23 protein-coding genes and 1 pseudogene are annotated in these 25,011 nt (G+C 71.1%); 15 read left to right on the top strand and 9 right to left on the bottom strand.

The window, feature by feature from the left end; all coding sequences use genetic code 11:
* The first annotated feature begins 179 nt into the window (after positions 1 to 179).
* From ACQEU8_RS15875 to ACQEU8_RS15840, 8 genes are all read left to right on the top strand, one after another.
* Positions 180 to 1,019: a helix-turn-helix domain-containing protein gene (locus tag ACQEU8_RS15875; RefSeq protein ID WP_433101049.1), complete on the top strand. Its 840-nt coding sequence runs from the start codon at positions 180 to 182 to the stop codon at positions 1,017 to 1,019.
* A 56-nt stretch (positions 1,020 to 1,075) separates the two neighbouring features.
* A complete protein-coding gene (locus tag ACQEU8_RS15870; RefSeq protein ID WP_433101047.1) occupies positions 1,076 to 2,533 on the top strand; it encodes an aldehyde dehydrogenase family protein in 1,458 nt (485 codons plus the stop codon).
* A 147-nt stretch (positions 2,534 to 2,680) separates the two neighbouring features.
* Positions 2,681 to 3,250 (top strand): DinB family protein, encoded by a 570-nt coding sequence (locus ACQEU8_RS15865; RefSeq protein ID WP_433101045.1) that lies wholly within the window; start codon positions 2,681 to 2,683, stop codon positions 3,248 to 3,250.
* 96 nt (positions 3,251 to 3,346) lie between these two features.
* On the top strand, positions 3,347 to 3,952 hold the full coding sequence (locus ACQEU8_RS15860; protein ID WP_433101043.1) for a PadR family transcriptional regulator: 606 nt from the start codon (positions 3,347 to 3,349) through the stop codon (positions 3,950 to 3,952).
* A gap of 151 nt (positions 3,953 to 4,103) precedes the next feature.
* Complete coding sequence (locus ACQEU8_RS15855; RefSeq protein WP_433101041.1) at positions 4,104 to 5,075, top strand: ATP-binding cassette domain-containing protein; 972 nt, start codon at positions 4,104 to 4,106, stop codon at positions 5,073 to 5,075.
* A complete protein-coding gene (locus ACQEU8_RS15850) occupies positions 5,072 to 5,905 on the top strand; it encodes an ABC transporter permease (protein ID WP_433101039.1) in 834 nt (277 codons plus the stop codon). The genes ACQEU8_RS15855 and ACQEU8_RS15850 overlap by 4 nt, the downstream gene beginning before the upstream one ends.
* A gap of 108 nt (positions 5,906 to 6,013) precedes the next feature.
* On the top strand, positions 6,014 to 6,781 hold the full coding sequence (locus ACQEU8_RS15845) for a MerR family transcriptional regulator (protein ID WP_433101037.1): 768 nt from the start codon (positions 6,014 to 6,016) through the stop codon (positions 6,779 to 6,781).
* A gap of 213 nt (positions 6,782 to 6,994) precedes the next feature.
* Positions 6,995 to 8,650 (top strand): threonine/serine ThrE exporter family protein, encoded by a 1,656-nt coding sequence (locus ACQEU8_RS15840; RefSeq protein WP_433101035.1) that lies wholly within the window; start codon positions 6,995 to 6,997, stop codon positions 8,648 to 8,650.
* Positions 8,651 to 8,741: 91 nt separating this feature from the next.
* On the opposite strand, the gene ACQEU8_RS15835 is transcribed toward ACQEU8_RS15840, so the two are convergent.
* Positions 8,742 to 9,233, bottom strand: coding sequence for an inorganic diphosphatase (locus ACQEU8_RS15835; RefSeq protein ID WP_099883295.1), 492 nt, complete (start codon positions 9,231 to 9,233; stop codon positions 8,742 to 8,744).
* Positions 9,234 to 9,374: 141 nt separating this feature from the next.
* Between ACQEU8_RS15835 and dacB the strand changes: the two genes are divergently transcribed.
* From dacB to folE, 6 genes are all read left to right on the top strand, one after another.
* Positions 9,375 to 11,123 carry a D-alanyl-D-alanine carboxypeptidase/D-alanyl-D-alanine endopeptidase gene (gene dacB, locus ACQEU8_RS15830; protein ID WP_433101033.1) on the top strand — a complete coding sequence of 583 codons (1,749 nt, stop codon included), beginning with the start codon at positions 9,375 to 9,377 and terminating at the stop codon, positions 11,121 to 11,123.
* A gap of 67 nt (positions 11,124 to 11,190) precedes the next feature.
* The gene (locus ACQEU8_RS15825) at positions 11,191 to 12,342 is read left to right on the top strand and encodes a zinc-dependent metalloprotease (protein ID WP_433101031.1); all 1,152 of its coding nucleotides are present in this window, start codon (positions 11,191 to 11,193) and stop codon (positions 12,340 to 12,342) included.
* A 198-nt stretch (positions 12,343 to 12,540) separates the two neighbouring features.
* On the top strand, positions 12,541 to 13,779 hold the full coding sequence (gene tilS, locus ACQEU8_RS15820) for a tRNA lysidine(34) synthetase TilS (RefSeq protein WP_433101029.1): 1,239 nt from the start codon (positions 12,541 to 12,543) through the stop codon (positions 13,777 to 13,779).
* A 110-nt stretch (positions 13,780 to 13,889) separates the two neighbouring features.
* Positions 13,890 to 14,429 carry a hypoxanthine phosphoribosyltransferase gene (gene hpt, locus ACQEU8_RS15815; protein ID WP_243088570.1) on the top strand — a complete coding sequence of 180 codons (540 nt, stop codon included), beginning with the start codon at positions 13,890 to 13,892 and terminating at the stop codon, positions 14,427 to 14,429.
* Positions 14,430 to 14,626: 197 nt separating this feature from the next.
* Positions 14,627 to 16,648, top strand: coding sequence for an ATP-dependent zinc metalloprotease FtsH (ftsH, locus tag ACQEU8_RS15810; RefSeq protein ID WP_433101027.1), 2,022 nt, complete (start codon positions 14,627 to 14,629; stop codon positions 16,646 to 16,648).
* A 161-nt stretch (positions 16,649 to 16,809) separates the two neighbouring features.
* Positions 16,810 to 17,412: a GTP cyclohydrolase I FolE gene (folE, locus tag ACQEU8_RS15805; RefSeq protein WP_433101025.1), complete on the top strand. Its 603-nt coding sequence runs from the start codon at positions 16,810 to 16,812 to the stop codon at positions 17,410 to 17,412.
* 25 nt (positions 17,413 to 17,437) lie between these two features.
* On the opposite strand, the gene ACQEU8_RS15800 is transcribed toward folE, so the two are convergent.
* The 7 genes and pseudogenes from ACQEU8_RS15800 to ACQEU8_RS15770 form a co-directional block, all read right to left on the bottom strand.
* Positions 17,438 to 17,929, bottom strand: a complete 492-nt coding sequence (locus tag ACQEU8_RS15800) for a DUF3180 domain-containing protein (RefSeq protein WP_433101023.1) — start codon at positions 17,927 to 17,929, stop codon at positions 17,438 to 17,440.
* Positions 17,930 to 18,031: 102 nt separating this feature from the next.
* Positions 18,032 to 18,628 carry a 2-amino-4-hydroxy-6-hydroxymethyldihydropteridine diphosphokinase gene (folK, locus tag ACQEU8_RS15795; RefSeq protein ID WP_433101021.1) on the bottom strand — a complete coding sequence of 199 codons (597 nt, stop codon included), beginning with the start codon at positions 18,626 to 18,628 and terminating at the stop codon, positions 18,032 to 18,034.
* A complete protein-coding gene (gene folB, locus ACQEU8_RS15790) occupies positions 18,625 to 18,984 on the bottom strand; it encodes a dihydroneopterin aldolase (RefSeq protein WP_433101019.1) in 360 nt (119 codons plus the stop codon). Before folB ends, folK begins: the two co-directional genes overlap by 4 nt.
* A gap of 223 nt (positions 18,985 to 19,207) precedes the next feature.
* Positions 19,208 to 19,741: a nuclear transport factor 2 family protein gene (locus tag ACQEU8_RS15785; RefSeq protein WP_433101017.1), complete on the bottom strand. Its 534-nt coding sequence runs from the start codon at positions 19,739 to 19,741 to the stop codon at positions 19,208 to 19,210.
* Positions 19,738 to 20,718, bottom strand: a complete 981-nt coding sequence (gene folP / locus ACQEU8_RS15780; protein ID WP_433101015.1) for a dihydropteroate synthase — start codon at positions 20,716 to 20,718, stop codon at positions 19,738 to 19,740. Before folP ends, ACQEU8_RS15785 begins: the two co-directional genes overlap by 4 nt.
* A gap of 152 nt (positions 20,719 to 20,870) precedes the next feature.
* The gene (locus tag ACQEU8_RS15775) at positions 20,871 to 22,292 is read right to left on the bottom strand and encodes a PH domain-containing protein (protein ID WP_433101013.1); all 1,422 of its coding nucleotides are present in this window, start codon (positions 22,290 to 22,292) and stop codon (positions 20,871 to 20,873) included.
* A pseudogene (locus ACQEU8_RS15770) lies at positions 22,289 to 22,763 on the bottom strand (PH domain-containing protein). The gene ACQEU8_RS15775 and the pseudogene ACQEU8_RS15770 overlap by 4 nt, the downstream one beginning before the upstream one ends.
* A 70-nt stretch (positions 22,764 to 22,833) precedes the next feature.
* On the opposite strand from ACQEU8_RS15770, the gene ACQEU8_RS15765 reads away from it, so the two are divergent.
* Complete coding sequence (locus ACQEU8_RS15765; RefSeq protein WP_433102430.1) at positions 22,834 to 23,982, top strand: NADH-quinone oxidoreductase subunit D; 1,149 nt, start codon at positions 22,834 to 22,836, stop codon at positions 23,980 to 23,982.
* Between the two features lie 61 nt (positions 23,983 to 24,043).
* On the opposite strand, the gene ACQEU8_RS15760 is transcribed toward ACQEU8_RS15765, so the two are convergent.
* Positions 24,044 to 24,979, bottom strand: coding sequence for a hypothetical protein (locus ACQEU8_RS15760; RefSeq protein WP_433101011.1), 936 nt, complete (start codon positions 24,977 to 24,979; stop codon positions 24,044 to 24,046).
* Positions 24,980 to 25,011 lie beyond the last annotated feature (32 nt).

Genomic DNA, 25,011 nt, shown 5'->3' with positions numbered 1-25,011 from the left:
AAGGGCAGATGCACGTGCACGAGAGACTTTCGATCGTGTGTAATCGGGCGGGCACGCAACGGAGCGCGGGGATGGCACACTTCCCTTCAAGCAGGGGTGGAGGGCTGATCGGAATGGCAACAGAATCGGCACAGAGCGGCACCGGAGGGGCGAAGGGGGCGAACAGCCCGAGTGGCTCAATGGTGCGGCGCATCCTGCTCGGATCCCAGCTCAGAAGGTTGCGCGAGGCCCGCGGCGTCACCCGCGAGGCCGCCGGCTACTCGATCCGGGCTTCCGAGTCCAAGATCAGCCGGATGGAGCTGGGCCGGGTCAGTTTCAAGGCCCGGGATGTCGAGGACCTGCTCACGCTCTACGGCGTCACCGACGACGCCGAGCGCGAGCCCCTCCTCAGTCTGGCCCGGGACTCCAGCGTCGCCGGCTGGTGGCACAACTACAGCGATGTGCTGCCTGGCTGGTTCCAGACCTACGTCGGACTGGAGGGTGCCGCCTCACACATCAGTACCTACGAGGTGCAGTTCGTGCACGGTCTCCTCCAGACCGGCGAGTACGCACACGCCGTCGTCACCGCCGGACACCGCACCCCGCTCGCCGAGGAGGAGGTCGAGCGCCGCGTCGCACTCCGACTGGAGCGGCAGAAACTGCTCCTCGGGGAGAACGCCCCCGATCTGGTCTGTGTGCTGGACGAGGCCGCGCTGCGCCGCCCGTTCGGCAGCAAGGCCATCATGGAAGCGCAGCTCAGCCACCTCGCCGAGGTCTCCAAGCAGCCGAACGTGCGGCTGCACGTCGTTCCGTTCGAACTGGGCGGGCACGCCGCCGAGTCCGGCGCCTTCACCCTGCTGCGCTTCCCCGAGTCCGACCTCAACGACATCGTCTACCTCGAACAGCTCACCAGCGCGCTGTACTTGGACAAGCGGGACGAGGTGGCACAGTACGACCAGGTGCTGCGGCGACTGGTGGATATCAGCCTTTCTCCCGAGCGAAGTCGGGATCACCTTCACCGAATCCGCCAACTCCTGTGACTCGCCGGTACGATGACCAAGCAGCAGCATCTCCTTCAACCCCCCGAAGGAATGGCATGTCCTACTTCACGGATCTGGCACTCCAGTGCATAGACGGCGAATGGCGTCCCGGCACCGGCTCCTGGGACATCATCGACTTCAATCCGTACAACGGGGAGAAGCTCGCCTCCATCACAGTCGCCACCCGCGACGAGGTCGACGAGGCGTATCGCGCGGCCGAACGTGCGCAGCGTGAGTGGGCTGCCACCAACCCGTACACCCGCAGACGTGTCTTCGAGCGGGCGATCCGGGTCATCGAGGAGAGCGAGCCGCGGATCACCGAGGCCATCATCGCCGAGCTGGGCGGCACCCGGCACAAGGCGGCCTTCGAGATCCACATGGTCAAGGAGTTCTTCCGGGAGGCGCTGCAGCTCTCGCTCAACCCGCTCGGTGAGATCCTGCCGTCCTCGGTGCCCGGCAAGGAGAACCGCGTCTACCGGGACCCGGTGGGGGTCGTGGGGATCATCTCCCCGTTCAACTACCCCTTTCTGCTGGCGGTGAAGTCCGCCGCACCCGCGCTCGCGCTCGGCAACGCCGTGCTCCTCAAGCCGCACCAGTCGACCCCGGTGTGCGGGGGCACCCTGGTCGCCAAGGTGCTGGAGGACGCGGGGCTGCCGCCGGGTCTGGTGAACGTCGTCATCACCGACAGCGCGGAGATCGGCGACACGCTGATCGAGCACCCGGTGCCCAAGGTCATCTCCTTCACCGGCTCCGACCGCGTCGGCCGCCATGTGGCCACCGTCGCCGGCCGCAACTTCAAGCGCGTCATCCTCCAACTCGGCTCCAACAGCGGGCTGGTGGTGCTCGACGACGCCGATGTGGACTACGCCGTGGACGCCGCGGTCTACAGCCGCTTCGTCAACCAGGGCCAGCTGTGCATGGCGGCCAACCGGATCATCGTCGACCGCCGCCTGGAGCCGGAGTTCACCGCCAAGTTCGTCGAGCGGGTCAGCAGACTGGTGGTGGGCGACCCGGAGAACCCGGAAACCCATATCGGCCCGCTCATCAACTCCCGCCAGGCGGAGCGCGTCACCGCCATCGTCGAACAGGCCCTCGCCGAGGGCGCCACGGCGCTGCTGCACGGCGGGGTCGACGGCAACCTGGTCTCGCCCAGCGTGCTGACGGACCTGCCGAAGGACTCCCCGCTGCTGCACGAGGAGATTTTCGGCCCGGTCGCCCTGATCATCCCGGTGGACGGCGAGGAAGAGGCCGTACGCGTCGCCAACGACACCCCCTACGGCCTCGCGGGCGCGGTGCACAGCGGTGACATCGAGCGCGGCGTCGCCGTCGCCCGCCGGATCGAGGCGGGCATGGTCCACGTCAACGACTCCACGGTCGCGGACGAACCGATCGTCCCCTACGGCGGCGAAAAGCACTCGGGCCTGGGCCGGCTGAACGGCCCCCAGGTGGTCGAGGCATTCACCACCACCCGCTGGGTCTCCATCCAGCGGGAGCGCAGCGAATTCCCGTTCTGACCTTGCGGGGCGCGTCTTCTCGGAAGGCGCGCCCCGCAACGGCGAGCGGCCGCCATTGAGGACAGAACCTGACCGCAAGCCCTCATACCTTGTAGTCAGCAGCCGGGGAGCAGAGAGCCCCGGCCCCGATCGAGAGGTGGCGGCAACATGCCGGTAGTCGTCAAGGCGGAGCAGCACGGTGACGAGCGCGGAGCCCTCCTGGCCTACCTGGAGGCCCAGCGCGGCGGCATCCGCCGCGCCCTGCACGGCCTCACCGAGGAGCAGGCCCGCAGCACCCCCTCGGCCAGCGACCTCTCGCTGGCCGGCCTGCTCAAGCACGTCACCGTCGTCGAGGAGGGCTGGCTGCGCACCTTCCGCGGAATCGAGACCAGCGAGGAGGAGCAGAAGGAGGCCTACGAGCACGGCTTCGCCCCCACCGACGAGCAGACCGTCGAGGCGCTGCTCGCCTACAACGAGCGGGTCGCCGCCGAGACGGAGAAGGCGGTGGGCGAGCTCTCCTCGCTCGACGAGACCTTCGTCGTGCCGCCGGCGCCCTGGGACAAGGGCGGCGAGTTCTCCTGGCGCTGGGGCCTGCTGCACCTGATCGAGGAGTACGCGCGGCACGCCGGGCACGCCGACATCGTCCGCGAGACGATCGACGGCAAGGGTGCCTTCGACCTCGTCTTCGAGACCGGTGCGATGCCCGAGCCCGACTGGTCGGCCTTCGAGCAGAATTGAGCCTCCGGCCGCTTCCCCCGGTCGGGATTTCCCTCCGCTGGTCAAGCTTGAATAGGCTGGACGGAAGACGAACGACGCAACGGAGCAGGGGAAGCGATGTCGGCGATCCGGCTGCTGGTGCTGGGAGACGTGCGCCTGCGCGGGCGGGCGCACGGTTACCAGGTCCGCAACGACCTGGAGTTCTGGGGCGCGCACCAGTGGTCGACCGCGAAGCCGGGGTCGATCTACCACGCGCTCAAGCAGCTGGCCAAACAAGGGCTGCTGCTGGCCCACGACATCGCCCCGAGTACCGCGGGCGGCCCGCCGCGGACCGAGTACGAGATCACCGAGGCGGGCGAGGCGGAGTTCTTCCGGCTGCTGCGGTACGCGCTGACCGCCACCCAGGAGAAGCAGGAGCTGCTGACCTCCGGTGTCGGCTTCCTGGTCGATCTCCCGCGCGGCGAGGCCATCGATCTGCTCAAGGAGCGGGTGGCCGCGCTGGAGGGCTGGCGTAACGAGGTCACCCAGAACTGGTCCCCGGAGGGCAGCACCCCTCAGGAGTGGGGCCATATCGGCGAGATCATGAAGCTGTGGGTGCACACCTGCGACAGCGACGCCGCCTGGGCCCGTGAACTGATCTCCCGGCTGGAGGGCGGCGCGTTCGTGATGGCGGGCGAGGGCGAGCGCGACCTCACCGTACTGACGGACCGACAGCCGCTCTGAGACCGGCAACATCTCTGAGACCGGCAACACCTCTGGACAACGTCGTCCGGCAGCTCGCCACATAGTCGCTAATCAAGTTTGACTAATCTCCCGACTGGCGCTATCTTCGTCCGCCGCTAGTCAAACTTGACTAGCAGCGGAAGGGAGACGTATGACGCACGGCGACGCCGTCCTCGTCGAGGGGCTGCGGAAGGAGTACGGGGAGAAACAAGCACTGGCCGGACTGGATCTGACGGTGCCCAGCGGCACCGTACAAGCAGTGCTCGGGCCCAACGGCGCGGGCAAGACCACCGCGGTACGCATCCTGGCGACCCTGCTGCGGCCGAGCGGGGGCCGCGCCCGGGTGGCCGGATACGACGTGATGGCGGAGCCCGACCAGGTGCGCCGCCGGATCGGGCTGCTGGGCCAGCACGCCGCGGTGGACGAGGAGCTGAGCGGCAGGGAGAACCTGGAGCTGTTCGGCCGCCTCCACCACCTGGGCACCCGGCCAGCCAAGGCCCGCGCCGACGAACTGCTGGAGCGCTTCGAGCTGGCCGGCACCGGCCGTAAACCGGTCAGCGCCTACAGCGGCGGGATGCGCCGCCGCCTCGACCTGGCGGTCTGTCTCATCGGCAGCGAGCACGAGGGCGGCCCCCAGGTGCTCTTCCTCGACGAGCCCACCACCGGGCTCGACCCGCGCGCCAGGGGCGAGGTGTGGAGCGCGGTGCGCTCCCTGGTCGCCGGCGGCACCACCGTGCTGCTGACCACGCAGTACCTGGAGGAGGCCGACCAACTGGCCGACGCCATAGCCGTTGTCGACCATGGCCGCGTCGTGGCCGAGGGCACCGCCGACGAGCTCAAGGCCGAGCTCGGCGCCGACCGGATCGACGTGGTCGTCCGCGACCCCGCCCGGCTGGCGGCCGCGGCAGCCCTGGTGGAGCGGGCCGCCGGCGGCGGCGAGGTGACCCGCGACCCGGACCGGCGGCTGCTCAGCGCCCCCGTCGGCAACCGGATGGCGGCCCTCGCCGAGACCGTACGGGCGCTGGAGGCCGCTGGGATCGAGGCCGAGGACATCGCCCTGCGCCGCCCCACCCTCGACGAGGTCTTCCTGCACACCACCGGCACCGAGGAGGACGCCGCATGAGTACGACGACCACCACCGGGCCCCACCCGGCGGTCGCGACCGGCCGCCGGGCGGGCATCGGCCCCGCACTGGCCGACTGCTGGACGATGACCTGGCGGGAGCTGGCCCACTGGCGGCGCCGGCCCGTCAAGGCGGTGATGACCGTGGTCTTCCCGCTGATGATGCTCCTGATGTTCGTCTACTTCCTCGGCGGCGGGATGCGGATCGCCAACTACCGCGAGTACCTGGTGCCCGGGATGTTCGCGCTGACCATGGCGTTCGGCCTGGAGTCCACGATGGTGGCGCTCACCCGGGATCTGACCGCCGGTGTCGTGGACCGCTTCCGTTCCATCCCGATGGCACGCTCCGCCGTGCTCGTGGGGCGCTGCGCGCACGATCTGCTGGAGTCGGCCATCGGGCTCGTGGTGCTCGTGCTGGCCGGGCTGCTGGTCGGCTGGCGCTGGCACGGCAGCCTGGTGGAGGTGCTGGCGGCGCTGGGGCTGCTGCTGTGGCTGCGCTTCGCGATGCTGTGGGCCGGCGTCTATCTGGGGCTGGTGGCCGGCAAACCGGAGATGGTGCAGACGGTGCAGATCCTGGTGTGGCCCATCGCCTTCTTCTCCAACGTCTTCAACTCGCCGGACGAGATGCCCGACTGGATGGGCGCCGTCGCCGACTGGAACCCCATGTCGGCAACCGCGCGTGCCGTACGGGAGCTGTTCGGCAACCCGGTGTGGGGTGGTGGCTCCTGGGCCGCCGAGCACGCCTGGCTGCTGGCGCTCGGCTGGCCGCTGTTGCTGCTCGCGGTCTTCTTCCCGCTGGCGGTACGCCGCTACGCGAGCATGGGGCGGTGACGGTTCCTCCCTTGGGAGCCCGTCGGGAAAAACGCGGCTTGCACCTCACGTGACGTGAGGGAGCACCGTGGATGCCCGTAAGCGACCGCAGCAAGCAAGGAGGCGGAAGTGAGCCACTCCGTCGGGCAGGTCGCCGGTTTCGCCGGTGTCACGGTGCGCACGCTGCACCACTACGACGAGATCGGGCTGCTGGTCCCCGGGGACCGTACGGCAGTCGGGCACCGGCGCTACACCGACGCCGATCTGGACCGGCTGCAACAGATCCTCTTCTACCGGGAACTGGGCTTCCCGCTGGAGGAGATCGCCGTCCTGCTGGACGACCCCGCAGCCGACCCGGTCGGTCATCTGCGCCGTCAGCACCATCTGCTGACGGCACGGATCGACCGGCTCACGGAGATGGCCGCCGCCGTGGAACGCGCTATGGAGGCACGCAAAATGGGCATCAGTCTCACCCCCGAGGAGAAGTTCGAGGTGTTCGGGGACTTCGACCCGGACGCGTACACGGAGGAGGTGGAAGCCCGCTGGGGCGGCACCGAGGCGTACCGGGAGTCGCAGCGCCGGGCCGCCTCGTACACCAAGGAGGACTGGAAGGAGTTCATGCGCGAGATGGACGAGATCCACCGCGCCATCGGCGACCGGCTGGCGGCGGGCGACGCGCCCGACGCGCCCGCGGTGACCGACCTCGCCGAGCGGCACCGGCTGTTCATCTCCCGCACCAGCTACGAGTGCGACCACGAGATGCACACCAGGCTCGGTGAGATGTACGTCCAGGACGAGCGTTTCACCGCCACCTACGAGGCGATCAGGCCGGGCCTGGCCCGGTACATGCGGGACGCCATCGCCGCGAACGCGGCGCGCGTCACCCGCGCCGACTGACGCCGTCCCTCTCCTTTCTGACGCCGTCTCTCCCTTTCCGGCGACTCTCGAAGGCCCTCTGTACAGCTCCGGTACAGGGGGCCTTTGGGAGGAGGTTTCCGGCCCGTGCTCCACTGTGAGGTAGCACGCTTCCGTTCCGTGGAATCGTCCCCGTTGGACACAGCGTTGCTCGTGTGACACTGCTGGAGAGCGAGGGAAAGGAGCGGAGACAGAGTGGTGGGGCACCCCAAGGGAAACGGCGATGCCGCGGAGCAGGGCGGTGAGCCGGAGGACGCCAAGCCGGTGTCCGACGAGTCGCACAGCGCCTTCACGGCGCCCCTGGGCGTGCCGCTTCCCCCCGTCCCGGAGGAGGAGCACCCGACCTCCGAGTTCACCATCCCCGAAGGGCTCGTCCCCCCGCCGCCGCCCGAACCCGGCAGCGCCTTCACCCCGCCCGAGGGCATCCCCGTCGTCGGCCCGCTGGCCAGGCCGGGCTCGCCCTGGCAGGACCGGATGCGCTCCCTGGTCCGGATGCCGCTCGCCGAGCGTCCCGTACCCGAGCGGATCGGGCGGGGCGACGAGGGCGCGGAGAGCGGGCCCCCCGTCCCTCGCGTCCTCGACCTGACGCTCCGTATCGGCGAGCTGCTGCTGGCCGGCGGGGAGGGCGCCGAGGACGTGGAAGCCGCCATGTTCGGCGTCGCACACGCCTACGGACTCGACCGCACCGAGCCGGAGGTCACCTTCACGCTGCTGGCCATCACCCACCAGCCGTCGCTGGTCGACGACCCGGTGACGCTCAGCAGGACCGTCCGCCGGCGCGGCACCGACTACACCCGGCTGTCCGCCGTCTTCGCGCTCGTCGCCGACATCACCCAGGGCGAGGTGTCACTGGAAGAGGCGTACCGGCGGCTCGCGGAGATGCGCCGCAACCGGCACCCCTACTCCAAGTGGGCCCTCACCATGGCCAGCGGTGCGCTGTCCGGTGCCGCCTCGCTGCTGGTGGGCGGTGACGCGCTGGTGTTCGTGCTGGCCGCGCTCGGCGCGATGCTCGGCGACCGGCTGGCCTGGCTGTGCGCGGGGCGCGGGCTGCCGGAGTTCTACCAGTTCGCTGCCGCCGCGATGCCGCCCGCCGCGATAGGGGTCAGCGTCGCGCTGCTGTCCCAGCACACCGACACCCGGATCCAGGCCTCCGCCGTCATCACCGGTGGTCTCTTCGCGCTGATCCCGGGACGCGCACTGGTCGCCGCCGTGCACGACGGACTCACCGGCTTCTACATCACCGCAGCCGCGCGCCTGCTGGAGGTCATCTACCTCATCGTCGGCATCGTCTGCGGCGTGCTGATGGTGCTGTACGTGGGCGACAGGCTGAACGCCCAGCTGACGCCGGACATTCTGCACCACACCGACCGGCGGCCGGTCACCCAGCTGCTGGCCGCCATGCTGCTGGCGCTCGCCTTCTGCGTACTGCTCCAGCAGGAACGTCACACCGTGGTGCTGGCCACCCTCAACGGGGGCGTCGCCTGGCTGATCTACGGCGTGCTGACCACCGCGGACGTCACGCCGGTGCCCGCCACCGTGGTGGCCGCCGGACTCGTCGGCCTCTTCGGCCAGCTGCTGTCCCGATACCAATTCGCCTCGTCACTGCCGTACATCACGGCGGCGATCGGGCCGCTGCTGCCGGGTAGCAACACCTACTTCGGGCTGCTGAACATCGCCCAGGGGGACGTGAACAAGGGCTTCGAACACCTCGCCACGGCGGGAGCGCTCGCGCTGGCCATCGCCATCGGCGTCAACCTCGGCGGCGAGCTGGCCCGGCTGTTCATCAAGACCCCCGGCCAGGAGACCCCGCTCCCGGGCCGCCGCGCCGCCAAGCGCACCCGCGGGTTCTGAGGGCTCGCCCCGAAGGGGCGCGGCCGGGAGGTGCCCCACCAACCACAGCTCACCCGCGGCCTGCGGGACCGGGCAAGGGGCACCCCCTCGCTCAGTGCCCGCCCTCGGCGGCCAGCCGCTTGATGGACGCCTCGACCTCGGCCTCGGCCTCGGCGCGCCCCACCCAGTTGGCGCCCTCGACCGACTTGCCGGGCTCCAGGTCCTTGTAGACCTCGAAGAAGTGCTGGATCTCCAGCCGGTCGAACTCGCTCACGTGGTGGATGTCGCGCAGGTGCTCCATCCGCGGGTCGGAGGACGGTACGCACAGCAGCTTGTCGTCGCCGCCGGCCTCGTCGGTCATCCGGAACATCCCGATGGCGCGGCACTTGATGATGCACCCGGGGAAGGTGGGCTCCTCCAACAGCACGAGCGCGTCGAGCGGGTCGCCGTCCTCGCCCAGGGTGCCGTCGACGAAGCCGTAGTCCGCCGGGTACACGGTCGAGGTGAACAGGTGCCGGTCGAGCCGGATGCGGCCCGTCTCGTGGTCCACCTCGTACTTGTTCCGCGAGCCCTTCGGGATCTCGATGGTGACGTCGAACTCCAAGGGAGGCTCCTCCGTATAGATCAAGATGAGATCAGCACTCATCAGCACTCGTGCGCCTGGGGGCCGTCCCCCAGAAGAACTCCAGTCTGGTGATTAAGTGTCCCCCACGCACATGTGTGCTCGCGAAAGGGGCTGGTCGAGGTGCGTGACGCCGGAACGAAGGTGCGTGACGCCGGAACGAAGGTGCGTGACACCGCGAACCGGGCATACCGCTCCGCGGCCCGGGTGGCCCGCACCGCGGCAACCCACACCCGTACAGCGCTGGCACGCACCCGCACAGCCGTGGCGCACCCCCGTACAGCAGTGGCGCACCTTCGCACAGCGGTGGCACGCACCCGTACGGCAGCCCTCCGCGCGACCGCCCGTGCCCGTGGCGCGGCACATGGAGCCCGGCGTCGTTGGCGGGCGGCCTCGCCGCAGCAGCGGCAGACGGTCCGGCTCACCACCGCCTCCTCCGCACTGGGACTCGTGGTCGCACTCGTGACGGTGGCAACGGCAGGGCCGTGGGACTCGGGTCAGCGTACGGCCGAGCGCGTCCGGGCAGCCCGGCAGGAGCCCGGAAGTGGCAGGGACCACACCCCGGGCCGGGACAGATACCCCCTCGCCCCCCAGGTGCTGGCCGCGGCCGGGCCGGTCCAGGAACAGGGCGCGGGGAAGGGCGGCCCGCAGAGCGGCTCCGGCAGCCGCGGCGGCACCCGCCCCGAGCAGGTGCCGCCGCCCACCGCCTCGGCCCTCGCCGACACCCTGGAACCGCTGATCGAGGACGGCTCGCTCGGCGCCGTCCGGCACGCCTCCGTGGTGGACGCCGTCTCCGGGCGGCAGCTGTTCGCGCGGTCCCCGAAGGCGGTGTCGGCGCCCGCCTCCACGGTCAAGCTGGCCACCGCCGTCGCCGCGCTGACCGCGCGGGGCGAGACGTACCGGATCGCCACCCGCGCCGTCGGCAAGGGCGACCGCGTCACGCTCGTCGGCGGCGGCGACCCCACGCTCACCCAGCGGGACCTGGCCACCATGGCGGCCCGCACGGCCCGCGCCCTCGACAAACGCGGCGTCCACAAGGTCCGCCTCGGATACGACACCTCCCGCTACACCGGCACCGACCAGCACGTCATCGGCCCCAACGAGAACCTCGCCCGGGTCACCCCGCTGATGGTCGACGAGGGCCGGACGGACGGTAGCGACCACGGGCCCGCGCCACGCGTCGCCGACCCCGCACTGGAGGCGGCCGAGGCCTTCGCCGACGAACTCGGCGAGAAGGGCGTCACCGTCGAGGGCGCCCCCGAGGAGCGCAAGGCGGCCAAGGGCGCGGCGAAGCTCGCCGTGCACCGCTCGGCCACGCTCGGCGCGCTGGTCGAGCGGATGCTCACCAACAGCGACAACGACATCGCCGAGGCGCTCGCCCGGCAGACCGCCCTCGCCCAGGGCGAGCCCGCCGGCTTCAAGGGCGCCGGCCGCGCCGTCCGCCGAACCCTCGAAAAGCTCGGCCTGCCCCTGAAGGGCGCCCGCTTCGCCGACGGCAGCGGCCTCGACCGCGCCGACCGTGCCTCTCCCGCGCTGCTCACCCAGCTGCTCACTCTTGCGGCCGATCCGGACCGGCCCGGTCTGCGCTCCGTCCTCACCGGACTGCCCGTCGCCGGATTCACCGGCACCCTCGACACCCGCTACGGCGGCGAGCGCGGCGAGCCGGGCGCGGGTCTCGTACGGGCCAAAACGGGCACCCTCACCGGGGTGAACACGCTGGCCGGCACCGTCGTGGACGCGGATGGGCGGATGCTGGCCTTCGCGTTCATGACGACGGGAGCCCCGGGACGGGACGCCGCCCAGAAATCACTGGACCGCCTCGCCTCGGCGCTGGCCAACTGCGGCTGCCGGGATTCGCCCTCCGCGGGCTGACCCCCTAGGGGCCGAGTGGTCCCCCGGTCCGCTCCCACGGCCCGCGTGCTGCACGTACGGTGAAAGAATGACGAGCCTCGGTGGTGTGCAGATGGTCGACTGGAATCTCGCGGTCGCGACCGCGACCCGGCTCGGGCGGCCGGGGCCGGAAGTCAGCAGGGAAGAAGCCCGCGGCATCGTCGCGGAGCTGCGGCGGCACGCCAAGGTGTCGGAGGAGCACGTACGCGACTTCACCCGGCTGACCCCCGCCAACCCCGAGATGGCGGACACGCCCGTGCTGGTGGTGGACCGGCCCGGCTGGGTGCGGGCGAACGTCGCCGGCTTCCGCGAGCTGCTCTCCCCGCTGCTGGCCAAAGTCGAGGAGCGCCGCGCCGGCACCCCCGGCGGGGCCGTGCTCGGCGCGGTCGGCGGCAAGGTCACCGGCGTCGAGGTCGGGATGCTGCTGTCGTTCCTCTCCTCGCGGGTGCTGGGCCAGTACGAGACGTTCGCGCCGGTCAGCCGCGATCTGCCGGGCGGCGCCGACGGCGGCGGGCGGCTGCTGCTGGTGGCGCCGAACATCGTGCACGTGGAGCGCGAGCTGGAGGTGGACCCGCACGACTTCCGGCTGTGGGTGTGCCTGCACGAGGAGACGCACCGCACCCAGTTCACGGCCGTGCCGTGGCTGCGCGACCACCTGCGGATGGAGATCCAGTCCTTCCTGGAGCAGACCGACATCGACCCCACCACGCTGCTGGAGCGGCTGCGCGAGGCCGTCCAGTCGCTGTCCGGCAACAAGCCCGGCGAGGGCGCGGGTGGCGAGGCGCCCGAGGGCGGCGCCGAGGAGCGGCCCAGCCTCGTCGAGCTGGTGCAGACCCCCGCCCAGCGCGAGGTCCTCGGCCGGCTGACGGCCGTCATGTCGCTGCTGGAAGGGCACGCCGACTATGTGATGGACGGGGTGGGCCCGCAGGTCGTCCCGACGGTCACGGAGATCCGCGAGAAGTTCCAGAAGCGCCGTGCCACCGGCGCCGGACGGCTCGACATGGCGCTGCGCAAGCTGCTGGGTCTGGACGCGAAGCTGCGGCAGTACCGGGACGGGGAGCGGTTCGTGCGCACCGTGGTGGACGAGGTGGGCATGGAGGGCTTCAACCGTGTGTGGACATCCCCGAACACCCTTCCGACGAAGGCGGAGATCGCCAGGCCCGCCGAGTGGATCGCGAGGGTGCACCGGAAGTCCGACTGAGGCGAGCGGAAGCCTCCCCAATCACCCTTCCGAGGGACCGTGCGGGGCTGGTACGCGTGCGATGCTCGGGGAACACCGTCCGTCTCTGTCACCATCGACATACACAGCGTGACAGTACTCGGCCTTCTACACACCCCCGGATCCGCGGAGCCCCCGCCCGCGATCGGCGCAGATCCCTGACGAGGAAGTGAATCGGACATGGGTCCCCACCCCGCGGTTGCCGCAATACGCCTGGCGGTCCGCCGCACACTCCACGACGTGCTCAGCGCGCACGACCTCAGCGCATCCGACGTCAGCACGCACGGCGTCGGCGCTCAAGGCGTCAGCACGCACGGCGTGCGCAGCGCACAGCTGACGGCCGCTCCCCAGCCCGCCGCCCCCCTCCCCACCGAGCCCCCGCCGCCACCGCTCGTACTGGTGGCCTGCTCCGGTGGCGCCGACTCCATGGCGCTCGCCTCCGCGCTCGCCTTCGAAGCCCCCCGCCTCGGCCTGCGCGCCGGCGGCGTCACGGTCGATCACGGCCTCCAGCCCGGCTCAGCCGAGCGCGCACAGGACGTCGCCGACCGCCTCACCGACCTGGGCCTGGCCCCCGTCGAGACCGTGGCCATCCAGGTGGGCCGCACCAACACCGGCCCCGAAGCAGCAGCACGCGAGGCCCGCTACGCCGCGCTGGACGCGATCGCCGACCGGCACGGTGCCGCCGCCGTGCTGCTCGGCCACACCCGTGACGACCAGGCGGAGACGGTGCTGCTCGGCCTCGCCCGCGGCTCCGGCACCCGCTCGCTGTCCGGCATGGCGGCCGTCTCCGGGCCCGGCGGCCGCTACCGCCGCCCCTTCCTCGCCGTCGACCGGCAGACCACCCGCAAGGCCTGCATGGTCCAGTCGCTCCCCGTCTGGGACGACCCGCACAACGCCGACCCCGCCTACACCCGCTCCCGCGTCCGCCACGAGGCGCTGCCCGCGCTGGAGAAGGCGCTCGGCAAGGGCGTCATCGAGGCCCTGGCCCGTACGGCACAGCTGTCCAGGGACGACGCGGACGCGCTCGACGCCTGGACCGACGACGCCGAACGCGCCGTGGTGCGCACCCCCGGCAGCACGGACGAGGCCGGAGTGCCGGACCAGGCGGACGGGACCGGACAACCCGGCCGGTCCGGACCCCGGCCGGACGCCGCCGGCGGCGCCGACGGGATCGTGGAACTGGACGTCGTCCGGCTGTACGCGCTGCCGCCCGCGGTGCGCCGCCGAGTGCTGCGCCGCGCCGCGATCGAGGCCGGCTCCCCGGCCGGATCGCTGTTCGCGCGGCACATCGAGGAGATGGACCGCCTCATCACCGCCTGGCGGGGCCAGCGGGCGCTCAACCTGCCCGGGCGTGTGGAGGTCGCACGGCAGGGTGGCAGACTGGTCATCCGGCACGGCTCACCGAACGCCCCGAACTGACCGGCGCCCCGGCACCGCCCGGGCCGTCCGGAGCGGCCAGGAGCGGCCATTCGGCGGGCCGGGCGACCGGACCGCGACGAGCGAGAGCAGCACGGGTGGACGAGAAAGACATGGGCACCGACCTCCAGTCGGTGCTGGTCAGCAAGGAAGAGATCGACGCGAAGCTGGCCGAGCTGGCCGCGAAGATCGACGCGGAGTACGCGGGCAAGGATCTGCTGCTGGTCGGGGTGCTCAAGGGAGCCGTCATGGTCATGGCGGACCTGGCGCGGGCCCTGTCCACCCCGGCGACCATGGACTGGATGGCGGTGTCCTCCTACGGCGCCGGAACCCAGTCCTCCGGCGTGGTGCGCATCCTCAAGGACCTGGACACCGACATCAAGGGCAAGCACGTCCTGATCGTCGAGGACATCATCGACTCGGGTCTGACCCTGTCCTGGCTGCTGTCCAACCTGGGTTCCCGGGAGCCCGCCTCGCTGAACGTGTGCACCCTGCTGCGCAAGCCGGACGCCGCCAAGGTGGCGATCGACGTGAAGTGGGTCGGGTTCGACATCCCCAACGAGTTCGTCGTCGGCTACGGGCTCGACTACGCCGAGCGCTACCGCAATCTGCCGTTCGTCGGCACACTGGCACCGCACGTCTACGGGGGCTGAACCCCGGGCGGCCGAATCCCCGGGCGTACGGACGTGCGGGCCGGGAACACAGGGCCGGTGCCCCTCGTTGCAGCTTTGAAGGGCGGTTGTAGTTGACCGTCCTCGGCGGCGCCGGGTGACAATGCTGGGGTACCGTCCGAAGGTCAGGCTTTTCAACTCACTGTGGCAGGAGGGACGGGGCCGCGCGCTCCGTATGGATGGACGTGAAGCGATACTTCCGTGGGCCGGTCATGTGGATCGTGCTGGCCGTCCTCGCCGTGGTCGTGTTGATGCAGGTCGTCGGCTCGTCCGGCGGCTTCAAGACGGTGGACACCGGCCAGGTCGTACAGGCGATCCGACAGGACAAGGTGAAGTCCGCAGAGCTCACCACGGGTGACGAGCAGATCGTCAAGCTGGAGCTCAAGGACGGCGCCAAGGTCGAGGACAGCGACAAGATCAAGGCGAGCTACATCGACGACCAGGGCGTCGATATCGCCAAGGAGCTTCAGCAGAAGTACGACCAGAAGGAGATCCCCAAGGGGTACACGGTCGCGCCGCAGGAGCAGAACCCGTTCGTCGGGATGCTGATCTCGCTGCTGCCGTTCGTGCTGATCATCGTCATCTTCCTGTTCCTGATGAACCAGATGCAGGGCGGCGGCTCCCGGGTGATGAACTTCGGGAAGTCCAAGGCCAAGCTCATCACCAAGGACACCCCGAAGACGACGTTCTCCGACGTGGCCGGCTCCGACGAGGCTGTCGAGGAGCTCCAGGAGATCAAGGAGTTCCTCCAGGAACCCGCGAAGTTCCAGGCCGTCGGTGCCAAGATCCCCAAGGGTGTGCTGCTCTACGGCCCGCCCGGTACGGGTAAGACGCTGCTGGCCCGCGCCGTCGCGGGCGAGGCCGGGGTGCCCTTCTACTCGATCTCCGGCTCCGACTTCGTGGAGATGTTCGTCGGTGTCGGTGCCTCCCGGGTGCGTGACCTGTTCGAGCAGGCCAAGGCGAACGCCCCGGCCATCGTCTTCGTCGACGAGATCGACGCCGTCGGCCGGCACCGCGGTGCCGGTATGGGCGGCGGTCACGACGAGCGGGAGCAGACCCTCAACCAGCTGCTGGTCGAGATGGACGGCTTCGACGTCAAGGGCGGCGTCATCCTGATCGCCGCCACCAACCGGCCGGACATCCTGGACCCGGCGCTGCTGCGCCCGGGCCGGTTCGACCGGCAGATCGCCGTCGACCGCCCCGACATGCAGGGCCGGCTGGAGATCCTCCAGGTCCACCAGAAGGGCAAGCCGATGGCCCAGGACGTGGACCTGAGCGCGGTCGCCCGCCGTACCCCCGGCTTCACCGGCGCCGACCTGAGCAATGTGCTCAACGAGGCCGCGCTGCTCTCCGCGCGCAGCGACCAGAAGCTGATCGACAACAAGTCGCTGGACGAGGCGATCGACCGCGTCGTGGCCGGACCGCAGAAGCGGACCCGGATCATGAGCGACAAGGAGAAGAAGATCACCGCGTACCACGAGGGCGGACACGCCCTGGTCGCGGCGGCCTCACCGAACTCCGATCCGGTCCACAAGATCACCATCCTCTCCAGAGGCCGCGCGCTCGGGTACACGATGGTGCTGCCCGACGAGGACAAGTACTCCACCACGCGGAACGAGATGCTCGACCAGCTCGCCTACATGATGGGCGGCCGGGCGGCCGAGGAACTGGTCTTCCACGACCCGACCACGGGCGCGGCCAACGACATCGAGAAGGCGACGGCCACCGCCCGTGCGATGGTCACCCAGTACGGCATGACCGAGCGGCTGGGCGCCATCAAGTTCGGCTCCGACCAGTCCGAGCCCTTCCTGGGCAAGGAGATGGCCCACCAGCGGGACTACTCCGAGGAGGTCGCCGGGCTGGTGGACGAGGAGGTCAAGAAGCTGATCGAGACGGCGCACAACGAAGCCTGGGAAATCCTGGTGGAGAACCGCGACGTCCTCGACAACCTCGTCCTGGCCCTGCTGGAGAAGGAGACGCTGAACAAGGAGGAGATCGCCGAGATCTTCGCCCCTGTCGTCAAGCGTCCCGCCCGTCCCGCCTGGACCGGTTCCTCGCGGCGCACTCCCTCCACCCGGCCCCCGGTCTCGGCTCCGCCCGCGGCGCTGACCAACGGCAACTCCGCTGCGGGTCTGGGCAAGGAGATCGGCCCCCGCGAGTCGGAGGCCATCGTCGAACCGGCGGATCCCGACAACGGATAACCGCAGGTCGGTGGGGTAGAGCCAGTACCCACGGAATGTCAGCCGCGTCCCTCGGGTTACCTTCGAGGGGCGCGGCTTTCCGCTGTGTACGCGACAGCGCCGAGTCGGTGACGCACTGTGCCGGCCCGCGGAGCTGTGCGAGTAAAGGAACGAGGGACCAGATGACCGACCCGGTGACCCTGGACGGGGAGAGCCTGATAGGCACGTTCGACGAGAAGCGCGCCGAGAACGCGGTACGCGAACTGCTGATCGCCGTGGGGGAGGACCCGGACCGCGAGGGATTGCTGGAGACCCCGGCCCGGGTCGCGCGTGCCTACAAGGAGATCTTCGCCGGGCTGCGGCAGCAGCCCGAGGACGTGCTGACCACCACCTTCGATCTCGGCCATGACGAGATGGTGCTGGTCAAGGACATCGAGGTCTACAGCACCTGTGAGCACCACCTGGTCCCGTTCCACGGTGTGGCGCACGTCGGCTACATCCCCTCCGCCTCCGGGAAGATCACCGGGCTGTCGAAGCTCGCCCGGCTCGTGGACGTCTACGCCCGCCGCCCGCAGGTGCAGGAGCGGCTGACCACCCAGATCGCCGACTCGCTGATGCGGATTCTGGAGCCGCGCGGCGTGATCGTCGTCGTCGAGTGCGAGCACATGTGCATGTCGATGCGCGGTATCCGCAAGCCCGGCGCGAAGACCGTCACCTCGGCGGTGCGGGGCCAGCTGCGGGACGCGGCCACCCGCTCCGAGGCGATGAGCCTGATCCTGCGCTGAGCCGTCGGCGGGCCGCCTGCTTGGGCTAGGCCGCGGCGGTCGGTGGGTTGTTGTTCTCGTCGTCGTCCTCGGGGAGGCGGCAGATGCGCTCGAGCAGGACGGCGGCCACTATCACGGCGATGCCCGCCACCACGGAGAGGCCCGCGTAGAGGGCCTGGGCGGCGCGGGCCGGGATGTCGGCGCGTTCGGTGATCAGATACAGCCCCGTTCCGCCGTACAGGCCCGAGACCAGGGCGGCGACCAGGGCGCTGGCCTGACCGAAGAGGACGGCGCGGGCCGCCATCATCGGGTCCACGCCCTTGGCGCCCGGCTCTCGCTCCCGCTGGGCCTTCAGCCGGGCGCGCAGCGACAGCGCGGTGGCCAGCAGGATGGCGGCGATGGCGCCGAGCACGATCGGCGCGGCGAACGGGACCCCCGGCAGCGTGCCCAGCGTGTCCCACAGCCGCGCTCCGCCCCATGAGAGCACCCCGGCGATGGCGAAGAGCGCCGCCAGGGTGCGGATACGGAGTTGGTTCATCGAGCTTCCACCTCGCGGGTGCGGTCCGGGCGGTGCGGGCGTCGCCAACGGCGAAAAGTGAGCGGCAAAGGGGAGGGGAGAAGGGGTACGGGTCGGCAACGCTCAGGCGTGCAGGCTGAGTTCCAGGTCGGGGCGGGCGATGACGCCCTCGGTACCGAGCCCGTCCAGCAGTTCCTCGACGCGGCCGTGGCCTGGCACCTCGGCGCCGGGGTCCACGTCGTGCCAGGGCACCAGGACGAAGGCCCGCTCGTGTGCCCGCGGGTGGGGGAGGGTGAGCTGTGGGTCGTCGGAGACGACCCCCTGGTAGGCGACGATGTCCACGTCGATGGGGCGTGGCCCCCAGCGCTCCTCGCGCACCCGCTCCAGCGCCTCCTCGATGGCATGGCCGCGTTCGAGCAGGGAGCCGGGCGGCAGGGTGGTCCGTACGAGGACGACCGCGTTGAAGTACGACGGCTGGCTGCCCGGATCGACGCCCCACGGCTCGGTCTCGTAGACCGGCGAGACGGCCGTGACCTTCAGCCCCGGGGTGTCCGCGAGGGCGTCGACGGCGCTTTGCAGCGACTCCAGCCGGTTGCCGAGGTTGCTGCCGAGCGACAGGACGGCGGTCTTCGGGTTGTGCAGCGTCGTGTCGGCGGCGTCCACCTGCTGCACAACGGAGGCGGGCACCGGCTGTACGGTCGGGTCACTGTTCGGCGTCATGCGCGGCTCCGCTTGATAGTGATGGTCACGTCTTCGAAGGGGACGGTGATCGGGGCGTCCGGCTTGTGGACGACCACCTCGACCTCCTGCACGGCTTCGTGCCGCAGGCAGGTGTCGGCGATCCGCTGGGCGAGCGTCTCGATCAGGTCGACGGGTTCGCCCTCGACGACCGCGACGACCTCCTCCGCGACGACGCCGTAATGGACCGTACGGGACAGGTCGTCGCCATCGGCGGCCGGGCGCGTGTCGAGGCCCATGTCGAGGTCCACGACGAAGGTCTGTCCTTCCTCGCGTTCCCTCGCGAAGACGCCGTGATGCCCCCGCGCTGCGAGGCCGCGCAGTGCGACGCGATCCACGCCATCACTCCCGTCGGTCGTACGAACATGAACACGGTGCCGCTGGTGGCGGCACCGGTTCGAATCTACCCGCGTGCTCAGCGGCTTTCGGCGCCGCCTACCCCACAGCGCCGGACGCCACTCGCACATTCCCGGCCCTGCGCCGGATCGGGTGGTCGGAGATGTTCGAGGAGATCGGGGGGAGTTGGGGGATTTTGGTCAGTATTGCGGAAGCTCGGGCGGGTTACAGCTCGATGTCCCCCTGGCCGAGCTCGCCCTCGCCGTCGGGGCCGTCCCCGTCCTCGTCGTCCTGCTCGACCAGGACCGGGGAGCCGTGGTGCGACCACAGCTTCCACTCGCCCTCCTCGGTACGGCGGAACACATTGGTGGCCACCACGAGCCCGCCGACCAGCGGCCCCGCGGAGCCGTCCGCCTCGGCCGGCCCCCCGCTGAGGATGTTCTCGGTGCAGCTGACCAGCGCGGTGTTGCCCAGTACGGAGATCTCGACGTCGGTCAGGAAGAACTGGACGTACTCGGTGTTGGCCATGATCAGGGCGTACGAACGGAGCACCTCGCCGCGGCCGGTGAGCACCGGCCAGCCGGGGTGGACGACGCGGACGCCGTGCTCGCCCTCGCCGCCCTCGGGGTCGTCCGGGTCCTCGACGTCCTCACCCAGCCACATCCGGGAGAGGGCTTCGATGTCGCCCCGCTCCACCGCGTCGTAGAGGGCGGTGTTGGCGGCCTCGACCGCCTCGATGTCCGTACGGGCGCCGCTCACGTCGCTGCCTCGGTCTCTGTGGTCTGCGTCCCCTGGCTCTCTGCCTCGGGGGTCTTCGTCTCGGTCTTCCTATTGGGTGTCTTCGTCTCGGCGGTCTTCGTCTCGGGGTGGGTTTCGGCGGCCGACTGGACGGCTTGTACGACGCGGACCGCGTCCGCGCTGGCCCGCACCTCGTGGACCCGCACTGCCCAGGCGCCCTCGCGGGCCGCCAGGGTGGTGACGGCGGCTGTGGCCGCGTCGCGCTCGCGGGCGGGCGGTGGGGGCGCGCCCTTGTCGTCGGCCAGCACCCGGCCGAGGAACCGCTTGCGGGAGGCGGCGACCAGCATCGGGTGGCCCAGCTCGGTGCGCAGCCGGGCGAGCGCCGCGACCAGCGCCAGATCGTGCTCGGCGCGCTTGGCGAAGCCCAGGCCGGGGTCGACGACGATACGGGCCGGCGCGATGCCGCCCGCGATGGCGCGGTGCACCGACTCGGTCAGCTCGGTGAGGACCTCGCCGACGACATCGGTGTAGACGGCGCGGTTGTTCATGTCGATGCTCTGGCCGCGCCAGTGCATCACCACGAACGGGACGCCTGCCTCGGCGACGGCGGGCACCATCTCCGGGTCGGCCTGGCCACCGCTGACGTCGTTCACCAGGACGGCGCCCGCTGCCACGGCCTGCGCCGCGACGGAGGCACGCATGGTGTCGACACTGACTACGACGCCTTCGCCGGCCAGCCCGCGTACGACGGGCAGCACCCGGCGCAGCTCCTCGTCCTCGCTGACCCGGGCGGCGCCGGGGCGGGTGGATTCACCGCCGACGTCCACGAGGTCGGCGCCCTGCGCCACCAGATCGAGTCCGTGCTTGATCGCGGCCTCGGTGTCGAACCATCGCCCCCCGTCCGAGAACGAGTCGGGGGTCACATTGACCACACCCATCACAGCGCAGCGGTCCCACTCGGGGAGGCCGTCCACGCGGCCACGCGTTCTCGCACCCATGCGCCCAGGGTAGGCGCCCACCCTTCGCGGGGCGGGACCGCCACCTGGTGGCCGCACCAACCCCGCCGAGCCCTCATCCCGCCGGGCCCTCTTCGCACCGCCGTCGGGGCGCACCTTCGTGTGGGCGGACACCCTTCCCGCCGCGTCGGTGATCAGCTGCCGGGGTGGGGCTCGGCGGTGCCGGGTGACGTCAGCCAGCGGTCGGGCGGCGCTGTGCGGCGGCCTGTCCGGGAGCGCTCGGCCTGGGCTTCCATGAGCGCGCGGGCCTCGTCCTCGTCGCGGAGCCGGGCGCAGACCTCGCCGTTGGCGCCGTGGTCCACGTACACATCCGCCACCCGGTGCCGGCGCTCCCACGGGCCCTGGGTCCAGCGCACGCTTTGCACCTTGGCGTGCGGGACCAGCGTGGTGCGCCGGGTGACCAGCCCCTGGCGGGCGACGAAGACCTCGGGGGTCACCCCGTGCCCGTATCCGCGCCGGACCACCGGGGCGCACCAGCGCGCACGCAGCGGTACGGGCGTGAGTGTGGCCAGGGCGGCGTGCGTATCCACTCCGGGCAGCACCCGCGCGAGGACGTCCGCCGCGTCCTGCCGGCCGGCGACGGGCACCAGCACCCCACGCCCTTCGTCGTCGTCGCTCTTGCCGACGCCCGCGATCTCCAGCTCGACCCGCACCCAGCCGCGCCGCCGCCACAGCAGCGGCTCGACGATCCGTACGGCCTGCACCCGCCCCGGCGGCACCGTGGCGTGCTGCCGGTCCAGCAGACCCGAGTCGAGGCGGAGCCCGTCGGGTGACTCGGCCACGGTCCAGTCGAACTCGCGGACGACCCGCCCGGCGGTGCTCGCCCAGCAGCCGCCCGCGAGGGGGACGGCCGCCGCCAGTACCGTCCACACGTTCTCCGTCGCCAGCCACAGCAGTGCCGGTACGACGAGCAGCGCGGCCAGCGTCCCCCAGCCCGCGCCGAGCAGCAGCACGCTGGTGATCAGGGTGCGCGGCGGGACATGCAGCAGCCGGCGGGCGGGCGCCTCGCCCGCCTCGGGGGCCGCGTCGGGCGCGATGCCCGCCGCGCGGGCGAGCAGTTCGGCGCGGAGGGCTACGGCCTGCCGCTCGCCCAGATAGGCCAGTTCGTCCTTGTCGTCGGTGCCGACAGCGTCCAGCTTCAGCTTGGCAACGCCCACGATCCGGGCGAGCAGCGGCCGGGAGAGGTCGACGGCCTGGATACGGTCCAGCCGGATGTGCGCGGCGCGCCGGAAGAGCAGCCCGGTGTGGATGCGCAGCTCCGTGTCGGTGACCAGATAGCTGGTGCACCACCACGACAGGAAGCCGTAGCCGGCGGCCACCGGCAGCAGCACCAGCAGGCCCAGCCCCACCCAGGCCGCCGTCAGCTGCTCGGACCACTCGCGGGCCTGCCGGAAGTCGTGCGCGACGAAGGCGAGCAGCGCGGCGAGCGGCGCCCAGCCCCGCCGCCATGGCGTGACCGGATGCAGCCGGTTGCCCTCGGGACGGCGCGGCAGGAACCGCGGCCCGCGGGTGGCGGGGGCCGACGCGGCGCCGGTGTCCCCCTTGTCCGCGCTCACAGCCCCGCCGACCGGGCCTCGCCCAGCTCGGTGAGCCGGTCCCGCAGCCGTTCGGCCTCCGCGGGGGCCAGCCCCGGGATGGTGGCGTCGGTAGTCGCGGCGGCGGTGTGCAGCTGGAGGCTGGCCAGCCCGTAGCGCCGCTCCAGCGGCCCGGAGGTCACCTCGACCAGCTGCATCCGTCCGTACGGCACCACCGTCGTCTCACGCCACAGCACTCCGCGCGAGATCAGCAGATCGTCCGCCCGTTCCGCGTACCGCCACGAACGCCAGTTGCGGGCCAGCGCGCCCCAGCCCCAGCCGGCCAGTGCGAGCGGGACCAGCGCGAACAGCGCCCACACCGGGCCCGCCGTCAGCGCGAGCAGCACCCCCCAGCGCCGCGGCGAGCGGCAGCAGCCAGCACAGCAGGACGAGCCTGCGCAGCGGCAGCAGCGCCTGCTCGACGCCGCGCCATTCGGTACCCGGGTCGGTCATGCGTTCAGCGTACGAGCGGGCGACAGGAGCCCTTGTCCGTCTGGAGGAGGAAGCTGACAGGATGAGCGTCATGACTCAGACGGAGACGACCGTCGGTATCGGCGGTGCCGCGGAGAGCACCGACATGGTGCTCAACATCGGCCCGCAGCACCCGTCCACACACGGGGTGCTGCGGCTGCGGCTGGTCCTGGACGGCGAGCGGATCGAGCACGCCGAGCCGGTGGTCGGCTATATGCACCGGGGCGCGGAGAAGCTCTTCGAGGCGCGGGACTACCGACAGATCATCGTGCTCGCCAACCGGCACGACTGGCTGTCGGCGTTCTCCAACGAACTGGGCGTGGTCATCGGCGTCGAGCGGATGCTCGGCATGGAGGTGCCCGAACGCGCGGTATGGACCCGCACCCTGCTGGCCGAGCTGAACCGGGTGCTCAACCATCTGATGTTCCTGGGCTCCTATCCGCTGGAGCTGGGCGGGATCACACCGGTCTTCCACTCGTTCCGGGAGCGCGAGGAGCTCCAGAACGTGATGGAGGAGGTCTCCGGCGGCCGGATGCACTACATGTTCAACCGCGTCGGCGGCCTCAAGGACGACCTTCCGGCGGGCTGGCGGGACCGGGCGCGGCAGGCGGTGGCCGCCGTCCGCAGCCGGATGGACACCTTCGACAAGCTGGTGCTCAGCAACGAGATCTTCCGCGGCCGCACCCGGAACGTCGGCGTCCTCAGCCCCGAGCTGGTGCACGCGTACGGGGTCAGCGGGCCGATCGCCCGTGCCTCCGGGGTCGATTTCGACCTGCGCCGCGACGAGCCGTATCTCGCCTACGGTGAGCTGGCCGACGTGCTGAAGGTGGTCACCCGGCAGGAGGGCGACTGCCTGGCCCGCTTCGAGGTGCTGCTCGACCAGACGCACAACTCCCTGGAGCTGGCCGACGCCTGCCTGGACCGGCTCGCCGAGCTGCCCCCGGGACCGGTCAACCAGCGGCTGCCGAAGGTGCTCAAGGCCCCGGAGGGCGCCACCTACACCTGGACGGAGAACCCGCTCGGCCTCAACGGCTACTACCTGGTCTCCAAGGGAGAGAAGACGCCCTACCGGCTCAAGCTGCGCTCGGCCTCGTTCAACAACATCCAGGCGCTGACGGAGCTGCTGCCCGGAACGCTGGTCGCCGACATGGTGGCGATCCTGGGGTCGTTCTTCTTCGTGGTCGGCGACATCGACAAGTAGCCGGACGCAGCCGGCAGCCAGCAGTCAGCACCGGCTGCCCGACCGTTCCCGTATGCCGCCGTCAGGACGAGGAGCGTGCCTTGCGCTTGCTACGTCCGAAGAAGTCGAAGCCGCCCGTACCGCCACTGCTGCCGTCCGGATCGGCAGCGGCGGGCTTGGTGGTGCCGTGCTCGGCGGACTCGGACTCCGGCTTGTCGGCGGAGGGCTTCGTCCTGTCGGGCTTGGCTCCGGGGGACTTGGCCGCGGTGGGCTCGGCCCTGTCGGGCTTGGCCGCGTCCGGCCTGGTGGGCCCGGCGGTCTCCTTCTTGTCGTCCCGCCGGGCTTCCGGAGCCGTCTGCGGTGGGACGACCGCGGCTGCCTTGCTCTCCCGCAGCCGTTCCTCCGTGCGCTGCCGCACCGCGCTGCGGGCGAGCGCGTCGAGGGCCTCGTTGGCCTGCCGGTAGGTCAGCGGGGTCGGCGCTCCGGAGCTGTGCCGGTGGTCGGTGGCCGAGGTGGTGAGCGCCTTGGCGGAGCCCGTGCTGCCCGCCTCCAGCTCCAGCAGCCTGCGGCCCTCCAGCGCGCTGGCCCGCTCGGTCTCGGCGTTGGCGTAACGGCGCAGCAGGTCGGCGTGTTCGGAGCGGAGCCGGGCCAGCTCGGCACGCTTCTCGCGGAGCTTGCCGTCCAGCTTGCCGCGGATCTCGCGCAGCTCCTCGGCCTCGCCCTCCAGCTCCGCCTGCCTCTCCTCGGCCCGCCACGCCGCGCTGGCCAGCTGCGCCTTGAGGTCGCCGACCTGTCTCCCCGCCGCGCGGTCCCAGCGGCGCAGCAGTACGGCGCCGGTGACGGCGGCGGCCGCCGCTGCCGCGGTGAGCGCGCGCAGCGTGACCGTCTCCCAGTCGGCGACGCCCGGCTCACCGATCAGCCAGGCGCCACCGGCGCAGGCCAGTGCGGCCACCGCGACCGACACCGGGGGGAGGCGTCGGTGCAGCGGCGGGGAATGGCGATGACGTCCACGAGGCATGGCTGGGAATTTACCGTGCTCCGCTGTGCGGA

Source organism: Streptomyces sp. CA-250714, assembly GCF_050936705.1.
Taxonomy (GTDB): domain Bacteria; phylum Actinomycetota; class Actinomycetes; order Streptomycetales; family Streptomycetaceae; genus Streptomyces.
Note: the sequence above shows the minus strand (reverse complement) of the source record. Positions and strands in the feature narration are given on the sequence as shown.

What these genes read in the sequence shown, in the direction of transcription:
- ACQEU8_RS15875 (WP_433101049.1), top strand. Translation starts at nt 180, where the DNA reads ATGGTGCGGCGCATCCTGCTCGGATCCCAGCTCAGAAGGTTGCGCGAG.
- ACQEU8_RS15870 (WP_433101047.1), top strand. Translation starts at nt 1,076, where the DNA reads ATGTCCTACTTCACGGATCTGGCACTCCAGTGCATAGACGGCGAATGG.
- ACQEU8_RS15865 (WP_433101045.1), top strand. Translation starts at nt 2,681, where the DNA reads ATGCCGGTAGTCGTCAAGGCGGAGCAGCACGGTGACGAGCGCGGAGCC.
- ACQEU8_RS15860 (WP_433101043.1), top strand. Translation starts at nt 3,347, where the DNA reads ATGTCGGCGATCCGGCTGCTGGTGCTGGGAGACGTGCGCCTGCGCGGG.
- ACQEU8_RS15855 (WP_433101041.1), top strand. Translation starts at nt 4,104, where the DNA reads ATGACGCACGGCGACGCCGTCCTCGTCGAGGGGCTGCGGAAGGAGTAC.
- ACQEU8_RS15850 (WP_433101039.1), top strand. Translation starts at nt 5,072, where the DNA reads ATGAGTACGACGACCACCACCGGGCCCCACCCGGCGGTCGCGACCGGC.
- ACQEU8_RS15825 (WP_433101031.1), top strand. Translation starts at nt 11,191, where the DNA reads ATGACGAGCCTCGGTGGTGTGCAGATGGTCGACTGGAATCTCGCGGTC.
- tilS (WP_433101029.1), top strand. Translation starts at nt 12,541, where the DNA reads ATGGGTCCCCACCCCGCGGTTGCCGCAATACGCCTGGCGGTCCGCCGC.
- hpt (WP_243088570.1), top strand. Translation starts at nt 13,890, where the DNA reads ATGGGCACCGACCTCCAGTCGGTGCTGGTCAGCAAGGAAGAGATCGAC.
- ftsH (WP_433101027.1), top strand. Translation starts at nt 14,627, where the DNA reads ATGGACGTGAAGCGATACTTCCGTGGGCCGGTCATGTGGATCGTGCTG.
- folE (WP_433101025.1), top strand. Translation starts at nt 16,810, where the DNA reads ATGACCGACCCGGTGACCCTGGACGGGGAGAGCCTGATAGGCACGTTC.
- ACQEU8_RS15800 (WP_433101023.1), bottom strand. Translation starts at nt 17,929, where the DNA reads ATGAACCAACTCCGTATCCGCACCCTGGCGGCGCTCTTCGCCATCGCC.
- folK (WP_433101021.1), bottom strand. Translation starts at nt 18,628, where the DNA reads ATGACGCCGAACAGTGACCCGACCGTACAGCCGGTGCCCGCCTCCGTT.
- folP (WP_433101015.1), bottom strand. Translation starts at nt 20,718, where the DNA reads ATGGGTGCGAGAACGCGTGGCCGCGTGGACGGCCTCCCCGAGTGGGAC.
- ACQEU8_RS15765 (WP_433102430.1), top strand. Translation starts at nt 22,834, where the DNA reads ATGACTCAGACGGAGACGACCGTCGGTATCGGCGGTGCCGCGGAGAGC.
- ACQEU8_RS15760 (WP_433101011.1), bottom strand. Translation starts at nt 24,979, where the DNA reads ATGCCTCGTGGACGTCATCGCCATTCCCCGCCGCTGCACCGACGCCTC.